The sequence below is a fragment of the Kocuria sp. CPCC 205235 genome (assembly GCF_040980905.1).
GTDB lineage: Bacteria > Actinomycetota > Actinomycetes > Actinomycetales > Micrococcaceae > Kocuria > Kocuria carniphila.
In genome coordinates, this window is sequence record NZ_JAVKPR010000045.1 from 1 (window position 1) to 11,736 (window position 11,736).

6 protein-coding genes are annotated in these 11,736 nt (G+C 58.1%); 5 read left to right on the forward strand and 1 reads right to left on the reverse strand.

Annotated elements, in window-relative coordinates:
• Positions 1 to 436 precede the first annotated feature (436 nt).
• Together RF638_RS15595 and RF638_RS15600 are read left to right on the forward strand one after the other, a co-directional pair.
• Positions 437 to 1,459 (forward strand): DNA cytosine methyltransferase, encoded by a 1,023-nt coding sequence (locus RF638_RS15595; protein ID WP_368842420.1) that lies wholly within the window; start codon positions 437 to 439, stop codon positions 1,457 to 1,459.
• Positions 1,456 to 2,334 (forward strand): NgoMIV family type II restriction endonuclease, encoded by an 879-nt coding sequence (locus RF638_RS15600; protein WP_368842421.1) that lies wholly within the window; start codon positions 1,456 to 1,458, stop codon positions 2,332 to 2,334. The genes RF638_RS15595 and RF638_RS15600 overlap by 4 nt, the downstream gene beginning before the upstream one ends.
• Before the next feature lie 90 nt (positions 2,335 to 2,424).
• Here the strand turns inward: RF638_RS15600 and RF638_RS15605 are convergent, their stop codons facing one another.
• Positions 2,425 to 9,126 (reverse strand): DUF4011 domain-containing protein, encoded by a 6,702-nt coding sequence (locus RF638_RS15605; RefSeq protein ID WP_368842422.1) that lies wholly within the window; start codon positions 9,124 to 9,126, stop codon positions 2,425 to 2,427.
• Between the two features lie 235 nt (positions 9,127 to 9,361).
• Between RF638_RS15605 and RF638_RS15610 the strand changes: the two genes are divergently transcribed.
• The 3 genes from RF638_RS15610 to RF638_RS15620 are packed head-to-tail and all read left to right on the forward strand — an operon-like array spanning position 9,362 to position 11,690.
• On the forward strand, positions 9,362 to 10,522 hold the full coding sequence (locus RF638_RS15610) for a DUF6361 family protein (RefSeq protein WP_129701195.1): 1,161 nt from the start codon (positions 9,362 to 9,364) through the stop codon (positions 10,520 to 10,522).
• Positions 10,515 to 11,123 carry a hypothetical protein gene (locus RF638_RS15615; protein WP_368842423.1) on the forward strand — a complete coding sequence of 203 codons (609 nt, stop codon included), beginning with the start codon at positions 10,515 to 10,517 and terminating at the stop codon, positions 11,121 to 11,123. The genes RF638_RS15610 and RF638_RS15615 overlap by 8 nt, the downstream gene beginning before the upstream one ends.
• A 54-nt stretch (positions 11,124 to 11,177) precedes the next feature.
• Positions 11,178 to 11,690: a phospholipase D family protein gene (locus RF638_RS15620; protein WP_368842424.1), complete on the forward strand. Its 513-nt coding sequence runs from the start codon at positions 11,178 to 11,180 to the stop codon at positions 11,688 to 11,690.
• The last annotated feature ends 46 nt before the right edge of the window (positions 11,691 to 11,736 follow it).

The window sequence follows — 11,736 nt, forward strand, 5'->3', positions numbered from 1 at the left end:
CCGGACGGTTCGAAAGAACCACTCACTAATGAGAACCGCCGGACCCCACACACCGTTTAACGGACAGACCCCGTTGGGCAACCGCTTGCTCCACAAGGCGTAGTGATAGTCGCGCAGAGCGGGGCTGAATGTGTCGGGGTCTCTGCCGTTAGCGTCGTGATGGAAGTCTGTAGTGACATCGACTTGCGGGGGGAGATATCGCACAAAGCCCCTTCTGAGAGATGCGGTTGCTTGTGGTCTGTGAAGCGCCGAGAGCATGGAGTGCAGGTGGCAGTGGTGACGAGTTATGGATGCGCCGTGGACGGATGACACTCGGGTCGCTGGGCTTGGAGGGGATGGGCCGGAAGATGCATGTCCGAGCAGCGATGTACAGTTCCGAGGAGCAGAGCAAGGGTACAGAATTTAGTAGCCTTCAAATTTTATACAGGAGAGCGTCATGACAAGGTCGGCCCAGTTCACGTCCGTGGAACTGTGTGCGGGAGCAGGTGGACAGGCACTTGGTCTTGAACAGGCGGGCTTCAGGCATCTCGCTGCCATAGAAAATGACAAGTGGGCTTGTGCGAGCTTGAGGGCCAATCGAGATTATTCAGGCCTCGCTGAGGAGCTGAGATGGCCGGTCCAGGAGCGTGACCTGCATGACGTTGATGGCTCCGATTTCGATGGAGTTGACCTAGTCGCTGGGGGCGTGCCTTGTCCACCTTTTTCGGTTGCAGGAAGGCAGTTGGGCGCAGAGGATGAGCGAGACCTTTTCCCCAAGGCCCTAGAAATCGTAGAGCGCGCAAGGCCTCGCGCCGTGATGCTGGAAAACGTTCGAGGACTGTCGCAACCGCGGTTCGCCAATTACCGAGCGCAGGTGATCCAGCACCTGGAGAGTATGGGGTACCAGTCAGAATGGAAGCTGCTGAATTCCTCTGACTACGGTGTGCCCCAGTTACGGCCCCGATTCGTTCTCGTCGCCCTAGGAGAGCAGGAAATGCGTCACTTTGAGTGGCCGAGCCAAGTGCCCACAGATCTCACCGTTGGCGACGCTCTCTACAGCCTCATGGCTGCCAACGGATGGGCGGGTGTAGATGAGTGGAAGAAACAAGCGAATAAGATCGCTCCTACTCTTGTAGGGGGTTCAAAGAAGCACGGCGGTCCTGACCTTGGCCCTACTCGTTCTAAGCAAGCATGGGCAAAATTGGGCGTCAAAGCCTCTTCAATTGCTGAGGATGCTCCATCTCAGGATTTTCCAGGGGATGAGATGCCCCGCCTAACTGTGCAAATGGGGGCTGTACTTCAGGGGTTCCCTGAAAATTGGAAATTTTTGGGCGGCAAAACGGCTGCGTGGCGTCAGGTTGGAAACGCCTTTCCTCCTCCGGTCGCGCGTGCCATCGGTCAACAAATATCCAAGGCCTTAATGGCAGTTGATTCGGGTCAAAGGACACCAATACACTCTTCCGTGGGGCAAATCGCATGAATGAAACATTGGGAAAGATATCAATTGCCCGTAGGGCCCTTCATGATTCCTTGGTTCAGCAAGGAGTGGTGAGCATTAGTAGTGAGGGCATCGCGTCAATGGCAGACAGGAGTCAGGCAAGTAGCAAAAGTCTGGGCCTCCAAATTGCTCTTGGTATGGGGGCTGAATTCGGCGGAATCAAATTAAAAGGGCAAACGCTCGGAGCCAAGTTTGAGGCAGCCATTGCTGAATTCTTGAGTGAGACCATGTCGGCTCTAAGTGCTATTCGACCTGGGCGATGGACAGTGGAGTGCGTTGGCGGAAAGCGTAAGATCGATCATCTTGCAAAGTATGAACCCTATAGACATCTGGATGACTTGGCGCGAGCGATCGAGCAGAACCCGATGCTAGAGGCTGCTGTTGGCAACTTATACGCGGTTTCACCGGATGTTTTGGTTGTTAGAGCGCCTGAGTCCGACGAGAATATAAATAAATACGACAAAGTCGTTGATAAATCCACGGCCAGATTAACGACAATGCGTGAGGAAAATAATTCCGATGCAATCAATTTAGTTCATGCGGTAATTTCTTGTAAATTTACAATGCGGAGCGATCGTGCTCAAAACGCTCGTTCGGAAGCATTGAATGTCATCCGCAACAGAAAGGGGCGTGCACCCCATGTTGTGGCAGTCACTGCAGAACCTTCCCCCTCTCGGTTGGCCTCACTGGCCCTGGGAACGGGTGATATCGACACTGTATATCACGTGGCACTGCCTGAACTTCAAAAGGCAACTTATGATCTTGTGAACGATGAGGCAATGAATATGTTGAGCATGCTAATTGAAGGTAAGCGCCTTAGGGATATCTCAGATATGCCCCTTGATTTCTCCGTGTAAGATCTTTGAAATGAATTTCTTGTGAAATTCGAGTCAAAGTGTGTAGACCGCGGCCATCCCGCTCGAACCGCGGTCTACACACTGTTGGGTTTACGCCAAACGATATAGGTCGTTGACTACGAAGATCTTGCCCTCTCGTTCCAAAGACTCAAAAGCTGCCCTGTAGGCCTGGGCGATGACGCTTCCGGTCCTGTTGTACCCGAACAAGCGATTGAGGGAGCGCTTGATGTGATCCTCCGTGCAGATTCCGTTCGACTCGTGGAGGACGAACATCACGGCATTTTCAATCTCCTGGGGGACGATTTCGTCGGCCGGGCGGCTCTCTCCACCGTTCTCCATTGTGCGTACGAGATTCCACGTGGCAGGGTCCGCACCGTCGGGCCAATAGCACTTACCCAGTCTTGTCTTGGTGCTTGTGACATGGCTGGGCAGACACCGCAAAATCTGGTCGCGCCGCGGTCCTTTAATGCGCTGCATACCGAACCTGGCCGCGATGTTGCTGGTGAGCCGGTCTGCAAGCACAGGACCCTCGGCTTGGATCACTTCGAGGAGGAGCTCTCGGACAAGTTCGCGGTTCGCTTTGAGTGACAGCTCTTCGAGGGTCTTCCTGTCACCGACCAACCCCTTACTAGCGGCGTGGAATGGCTCTGTGTGGATGAGCTCAGGGGAACGAACAGTCGTTGGCGGAGCTACGGATTGCACCCGTTCAGTGACCTGAACCGTCTCTCGTTGCGGGGGTTCAGGAGCTTCTTGGGGAGCTTCCTCTCGCGTGACAAGATTCTGCACCGCATTAACGGTCTGCTGAACGGGCTGAGTCACCGTCGCCACGGTTTCAGCCATATCTTCAACTCTCGGCTGCTCCTCAGGGGAAGGCACAGTCTCTCGGAGCCGCTCTTCGGCCTGATCCATCTTGTGCCGGATCGCCCGCAAAGAACCTTCTCGATCCATCCACCAGCTGGGCAGCCAAACCTGGATGACCTCAGCCCAACCCATTCGGGTGAGCACCTGCGCAGGTACGGAATCGCGGTCGGAGACGATGGCCCTAGCTGCCCAACGGGGGCTGTCCAGCATGAGGGCGAACCACTGTTCTGAGTCGGGATCCTTGACAGCCAGATCCACCTGGAACTTAGACATGCCAAATTCCTCGTGAACCTCTAGTCCTTCGTCGCGAAGTGCCTGGGCAATATCCTGCCGGTGTAGCTCAGTGGTGTGTTTATCGGACAGCAGGGAAGAAGCATCCGAGTGTTCCCGGGCGAAGGTCAGGTATTCACGCAGGTGCTTCATACCCTCTGATTTGGTCCGGTTGAGATCAATGTGCTCCGGAGTGAATGAGGCGTAGATGACCACTTCACGCCGTGCGCGAGTGATTGCCACGTTGAGCCGGCGATGACCGCCTTCAGCAGAAACCGGTCCAAATTGAAGCCGCAACCTACCTGTTTCCGGATCCGGTGAGAAGGCCAGAGAGAACAAGATGACATCACGCTCATCACCCTGCATATTCTCCAAGTTCTTCACGATCAAGGGGTCTTCTTCGCGGGCCATGGCCACGCGAATCGCCTCATCCGGCAGATCTTCCAAGAGATCCTGAATCAACGTCTGCTGCTGGATGTTGAAGGTCACCACACCGATGGAGGCCTCGGGGTCAGCCTCCAAGCGACGTCGAACGTCGTCGACAATGAGGTTCGCTTCGACCTGGTTGGTGCGGGTTGCCTTCCTGTCGCCGCCATCGAAATGGCCGTTGGCCTGAACCAATCGAATTCCGTAACCGGGTCGGTCGATGGGAGGCGCGGGGAAGGTAGACAAATCCCCCTGGTAGTAGCGGCGGTTCGAATAGGCAATGAGCGATTCGTCCGCGCTTCGGTAATGCCAGGTGAGCATCTTCCGATCGAGATTAGCGCTGACTGCTTCAGACAGGATGGACTCCTGATCACTGGCGACCAGGCCATCGGTAGAAGCGGACTCGTCATCATCTGAGCCGCTCGAGGCGAACATGGACGACGGCGGCATCTGTTGGGAATCGCCCACGATCACCACGGAACGTGCTCGAGCCATTGAACCGATGGCATCAGCTACGCGAATCTGTGACGCCTCATCGAAGATGACGATGTCGAATTCAACCGACCCAATGGGCAGGTTCTTTGCCACGCTCGCCGGGCTCATGAGCATGCAGGGAGTCAGATCGAGTACCGCGCCTTCGGATGACTCGATCATCTGGCGGATGCTGCCGCCTCGTTTGCGATCGATTTCGCGACGGAGCTGGATCTGCTGAGGCGTGGGGTTGGCCTTGTTGAGGCCACGTTCTCGCAGTAACTTGGCCGGGAGCTCTGTCCGGAGGTTGGAGCGTACTCGATCGCTCAGAGAGATGTACTGGTCGACCCGCTTGGAACGGTTCTCTGGATCGAATCGTGCAAGATCGGTCTCATCCAGCTGTGTAGAAAGCTGTTCACGAGCTGCCTGTAGCCGAACCTTGGCTGAGAGATCTCTGGCCGAGGCTCGCCCGTGCCACAGGTCCGCCGTCAGAGTGGCGAAGCCTTGACTCTCGAGCTCATCTATCGCCGCCTGGGCCTTTTGGAATCTCCTGAGCCCGGCGGTGCGACCCCGTTCGGCCTGGTCACGCCACTGCGGAGCAGCGTGATCAATGGCGGTCGGGAGGTCCTGTCCCGCTTGCCAGCGATTCAGTGTCTCCGGGGTGGCTCCCAGCGCCTGAACGAGAGCATTCCAAGCGTGGGTGTACTGGCCTACGTCGACTCGCATGCCGCCGCGGATGATTGCGTTCAGGTCTTCGTCGGAGAAATCTTGACGCACTTCCCCAACGGCCTTGGACTTCTCAAGGACGTCTGCGGGAAGGCCAGAGGTTCGTGGATTGCGTACGGTCCACCTGATGCCGGCTGGCAGTAAACGCTCACCCGTGGCATCGAGTGTACGTGCGCGTTGTTGGACCCAGTCCAGGTGATTGAGGAAGACCTTGGGGTCTCCCACGAGGTGAATCGAAGCAGGCAAGAGTAGCCGCTCGATATCCTGCTGCACAGCCTCCTGGGCACGCTTGCGTCCAAGGACCTTTCGGGAAGCCTCGTTCAGTTTTTCCTGCAGCAATCCCGGATTGGCGTTCCAAGCTTCAGGGCGGAACGCTTCGACAAGATTTCCGTAGTCAAAGATGAACTGGTTGACCTCGGTGACGAAGGACTGCATTTCGTCTGCCCAGCGAGGGGAGCGTGACCAGACTTCTCGGTGATGTTCCACGGGCATGTATTGGTTCGCCCGAACGCTGGCCAGCCAGGTGTTTAGCTTGGTCCAGGATTCCATCTTGGGGTAGCGAAGGATCAGAGACTCGGTCTGCTCATCTAACTGGTCGTGCAGTGCCAGGAAATTTCGAACGGCAGACAGTACTTGTGTGTAGTTTTCCCCTGCTTCGTCTGTTTCGTTCATCTGCGGCGGGCCAGCTAGCAGCCAGGGATCATCGACCGGGGCATGCGAGCCGAGAGCGTCCAGGGCCGCTTCAACGCGGCGTGCTGTGGCCGCGGCACGATCAGTGGCTACTTTACTGCGGGATACGCGAGGCGGAACGGAGAGTTCAGAAGTAGATGGATCTGACACATGGGTGGATAGCTCACGCCGTAGCGCGATGAAGTCTTGGTGAGCTTGCCAGACCGATAGCGGCTGGCTTCCGGTACCGTGAAGTTTCTTGGGGTAGGACGCTAAGGAATCAATGGACTGTCGGAACTCGTCCTTGAGGGCCTGGAAGGAGGTGGAATTGCCCGAAGCCTCGGCCTCCCACGATTCGCGCAGCTGTCGGCGGACATCCCCCACAGACTGATTCCGTCCGTGGAGTTGGAGAGTCAACGGTGTGAGCCCCACGCGGTCCAGACGGGTGCGGACAACTTCCAGGGCCGCCTGTTTTTCCGCGACGAACAGAACCTTCTTGCCCAGGCTGAGACTGTTGGCGATCATGTTGGTGATCGTCTGAGATTTACCCGTACCGGGAGGGCCTTCCAGAACGAAAGTACGGCCGGCACTTGCCCAGGTGATGGCCTCCAGCTGAGAGCCATCCACGGGGACTGGGAGAGCCGCTTCAGCTTCCAAAGCCTCACCCATTTTTGGTTCGGGGGCAGGGTCGGAGAAGGTATCGAAAGGCGAATTGACCAGGTGGTCCACCACCGGGTTTTCCAGGAACTCTTCCCAGTGCTCACCCATGTCACGCCACATGTCCACGGTGGAGAACTGCAACATGGACAGCCGAACGTCGGGCTGCACGTGGAAGGAGACCTTTTGCCGCGCCAAGGTCGCCCGGACTTCCTTGAGCACACGCGGCATATCGATTCCGTGCTCGTCCTCCGGCGGTTCCTCGAGAACGGGGATGGTCAGGTTGAAGTCTGAACGAAGTTTCTCGATCAAACACCAGTTGGGCTCGGCCTTAGCTCCTTCTTCCATCGAAAGGCGGAACCGCTGCTTCTTGCGGCCTTCGAGCCGCACAGGCAGAAGGAAGAGGGGCGCGAGGGCTTCCTGGTCTGTAGTGGTCTTCCAAGACAGCGCGCCGAGCGTGACGAAAAGGTTATTGGCACCGGTTTCGTCAATCGACGATTTGGCCTCACGACGGAGCTTATCCAGGCGGTTTCCGTATCCGGTGGTTGTCACCCCGGCGTAGACGGTTTTTTCAGCCCGAAGGATGCGGTCGAGGGCGTCGTCGCCAAGCTTTCTGGCCGAGTCGTAACCAGCTGCTGCACCGAGCTCGTCCAAATCATCGTCCGCCCGGAGCATGAGCTCAGAGTTTGACGCCAGCATGTCTTCGAAAGTCGCGAGAGATCTCTCCGGAACGGCAAGAGGCATAGCAGTCTTGCGCAGCTTCAACAGCGGATTGCGCAGGGACAGATCGAGGAGGGCTTGCCGCCACTTACGAATTCTGGGAGGTAGGTTCTTTTCCTCGGATTCTCGGTAGCTTTCCGGCGCACCGGCGGCTTCCACCGTTTGCACGGGCAGTGGCGTGGGTGCGTCGCGTTCCATCACTAGTTCGACGACGTCCCCGGACGCGTCTACGCGAATGCGCGGTAGGGGACGCACACGACGGTGAGCCGCCGCGACGTCGAGCACGTAGTAAACATCCTCATCGAACCGGGCTGCCGTAGCCCGTTTCGCGGCTTCGAAGTCCATGGCCGGGGAGGACGTCAGGGCAGTGGTCTCGACCGGGATAAGCATCGAGCTTCGAAGAACATTGTCGATCATCCCCCGGTCAGACAGCGCGAGTTCCGCCAGCTGGTAATCAACGGTGAGGAAACCGGTAAAAGCGTGGCCCGGGGTGCGGATGATGACTGGGTTCAAACCCGCCTGCTCCAACGCGGCGGTGTACATGACGCTTAGATCAAGGCACGTGCCCAGCCTGTCGGAAATGACATCTTCAATCCGCCGTACCTTTTGCCCCGTGGTTTCGAAGGACGCCGGAGGGTTGATGTAGGTGATGTCGAGTTCTTGGAGGGCCACGTAAAGTGCCTGAGCAATCTGCCCGGCACGTTCAGAACCGGACTGGTAACCATCCAGATCCGATGACCCGGTCCACTCGCGCAGGATCTCGCCAGCACGTTGGAGCGTGGGAACCAGAGCCTTGCTATTGGGTGTGACAAAAGCGGCGAGTATTTCCGGAATCGAGCGGGCGTACCACTCGTCGCGAGCCAAAAGGAGAATGGGATGCGTTTGGGTCTGGCGCTCGCCGTCGATCGTGACGTTGATTCGAAGTGAGGTTTGCGATGCCTCGTCAATGTCGGCGAACTGCCTGGCGGGAACGTGCCATGCCAGGTCGGATCCCTCAAGCTGCCTCATGACAGAAAGCCGGTCCTCGTCAACCTGGGGCAAGTGCAACGCCAACAATCGGAAAGGATCGGCTTCGATGCGGTGCGATTCGTCACCCAGACTAATGACCACTTCGTTGAGTTCATGGTCTGCAGCTTGGTCATCGTGGAAGGCAGTAACTTTCACGATCGGACTGACCTGGTTATGGACCAGTGCGAAATTGAGGGCATCACGGTAGATGACCTCGACTACGACGGGCCCTTGCTTGAAGACTGCGACGCTTGAATCGTGCGGTACTTCGTCCTCGTCCGTAAGCATGGAGACGAGGTCCGCTACACGGGGAGCTGCATCTTCCTCGCCGTCAGAACCACTGGACGCTTCTCGTGGCTCAGGCGGTTGCTCCGGCTCAAACGTGGGTTCCGATGGCTCGGGTGTTTCCACGGCCGCTGGTTCAGCATCCCAGGTCGTGTATGACTCCGGGGCCACAGGTGGAGCGTCGTCGACGTCCTGGGTTTCCTCGACCGCCGCCGAGGCGATCGGGGCAAGAACGGATGTCTCGGGGAGGCCTTCGAGTACGTCGTCGAAATTGGAGTAGGCGCCGTCTGCAATTGCTTCGATGCGGAACGAGGCCTTCATGGCACCAACGCTCTCTAGGAGCATCTGCATGCTTTCTAGGGCGCTTTCAACGGTGGCGGAACGGATGCTCGTGGTGGCGCTGGATGCGAGGTTCAAGACCTTAAGGGCATCGTTGGCCCATTCGATGTCGGTTTTCGTGAACTGATCGCCGAACTGTTCCGGGTGAAAAATGATGGTCTTCAGAAGTACCCGGGGGTCGTTCAGAGCATATTCGGTGTCGTAGCGACCAAGCCTCTTGAAGTCAGAGCGCGCAATGAGCTCCAGCCAGGACTGTGGGTCTCCCTCCACGGGCGAATGTCGCTCCACGAAAGGGCGCAATGCGAAGGCAAGAACAGTGCCAGCTTGAAGTGCGATTTCGTACGACTTTGACGCGCTCATCAGGGTTAGCTCTCCAGGGGGACTCGGGGTTTCTTGAGTCTATAGAGGACTCGACCGCCTGGCCCACGTGGAATCTACTGGTCCGTAATAACAGGTGATTGTTACGTCAACCGACGGCGGCCTCAAAGACGGAACCTTAGAGCTGAACTGAGATATAAAGGCCTTGAAGGGATCTAGGGAGCGGTAGTCGGGCTGATGTACACGCTACGGGTCTAAAGCAGGGGAGAGGCGCACCATGGTTGCTGCGATCACGTGGCTCGACGCGTCCAGCGAGGACCAGCGCCGGATGCAAGACATCATTCGGCTCTTCGAGCAGCGAGACAGCCGCGATGAGCTGGGGCTGTCCCAGTTCCGAGATGCCTTCTCGGACGGTCTTTTCCCCGGCACGTCCACACTGCACACTCGCGCGCGGTATTTCCTTTTCATCTCGTGGGCTTTTTCCATGGCGGGAGGCAAGCCGAATAGTTCAGATCGCGCTCGTAGGAATGAGTGGGCCACCATTGACGCCCTAAAAAGCGCCGAAGATAAGGCCGGATTGCTTGGCGCTGAAGCGGGTAGAGCTCTCAAGAGACTGCCCTCGAGCGTCTACTGGCCGGCCATGGCCACCTACGAGATCGTGTCTGATGCCCCAGATAACTCCGACCCGAACACACCCCATGTTTGGCATCCTGGTCTACCCGAACGACCAGAAGGATTCCCCAACAGCATCCCTGAGGGGTTTGCCATGGGATTTGAGGAAGCGTCCTGGCTGCGTGAACGGATGGTGTCGAATGCACCTGACCGGCTTCTTAACCATCTCCTGTTCAACCCTCCCGGCGAGGAGAGTAAAGCGCCGTGGGAGGACCCAGTTGCTCAGCGCGCTCAGGGAGAAGCGAAAAAGCGCCTGGATCTCGCCGCGACGTTCTCCGAGGTTATGCACGGCGCTCAGTTGCTGTACAACGTGATGCTCGCTGAAGAATACGAGTCCTACGGTCTTGAAGGTGCTAGCTATCCTGCCGACGGATACTCAGGCCGGCTGGCGGAGTGGGTAGAGCGCGTCAGCACGAGTTACCGTCCCTCGGAAGACCTCGCCTATGAAATTCGGGCGGAAGTGGATGGCATTCGATCCCGCCCGGTTAACCAGTTCTCCTTCACATTCGTTCGGGAGTGGTTCTCGCTGGTCGCGGACATGGGCCCGAGCGACGTCGTCAATCACCCCGGCGCCCGCGAACTCGTGACCCGGCGCGAAAAACTGGCCAAGGGAGCGCAAGCGCGGCTCGGCAACAAGAAGCGTCTCGCCACATGGGGCGGTGCCAGCGGTGCTGGCCGTCTGACCTACCGATGGACGCAGGTTCGTCGAATTCTCCTCGACATCCACGAGGGCTTGGCGCGCGAAGGAGGCGAAGCGGTTGCTTGAACCACAATCCCGCGCGGCCTTCGCCGAAGAACTCAAACCACCCCCGGGCTTCGACCTCTCCTACGCGGTAGGCACCACGTTCACGTTGGACCTGGCCACGGCGCTGAGCGTTCCGTTGTCTTTCGCCTCCCGACGAGTATCGGCCGCGGACGACAAACTGGGCATCCTCGAAAGCATCCGCCAGTTCACCGATCGCATTGACATCTTCTGCCAGGCCGGCGAAATGAGACTCGGCACCAATAGCGACCTGGTCGCATTACTCGAATCCATGATCCACCCCGTGGACCTCCGCAACCACGGCGGACTTTTCCACCCCAAGGTCTGGTTTCTGAAGTACCGCAATCTGAACGACAAGGACGACGTCGCATATCGCTTTCTCCGCGCGAGCCGGAACCTCACGGACGACCGTAGCTGGGACATCCTCCTCAGACTCGACGGCCGCCGGGCGGACACCCCTAACGCGGAGCTCCGAGCCCAGAACGAACCGCTTGCACGCCTGCTGCGCAGCTTGCCCGATTGGAGCATCAACCCGCTTGATCCGGCACGCGCAGGGCGCGTGAAGAGATTTGCCCGGTGGATCCGTGATGTGGAATGGGAGTAACTGGATGGCGCGGCCCCAACGTTCCACTTCTTCGACGGGACCGGCGCGTCAACGTTGGATATCCACGGGACTCGCGCCCTCGTCATTTCTCCGTTCATCAGCGACGACGGTCTGGCGCACATCCGTTCCAAGCTCAGCGGCGCCGTAGCCCTGCTTTCACGAGAAGAACAGATCGACCGTCTTTCACCGGAGAGCTTGGATGCGAAACTTCACACGTACGTCTTGAACAAGGCGGTGCTCGAGGGCGAAGAGGAGGACGCCGCCTCACGTCTCGTAGGTCTCCACGCCAAAGCTCTGGTGCTGAACGGCAACCGGAAAGCACGCGTGGTGGTTGGCTCGGCCAACGCCACTGGTGGGGCCTACTCGCGTAATGCAGAGATGATGGTTGAATTCGAGCTTTCTCGGGCCAAGTACGGGCTCGATGCCACGTGGGAGGCCTTAGGGGAGCTCAAGGAGCTTTATTTATCCGGCCCTTCACAGATGAGCATGGGTAGCCGGGTGCGTGGGGGCGTTTCGGAGCGCGTGTTGTGGGGTCTGGGTAGAGGTCGAGGCCTCCAGGATGGGTAGCGACCAAGCAACCTGATCCATAAAGGCCTCGACGTGTCTCATGCTA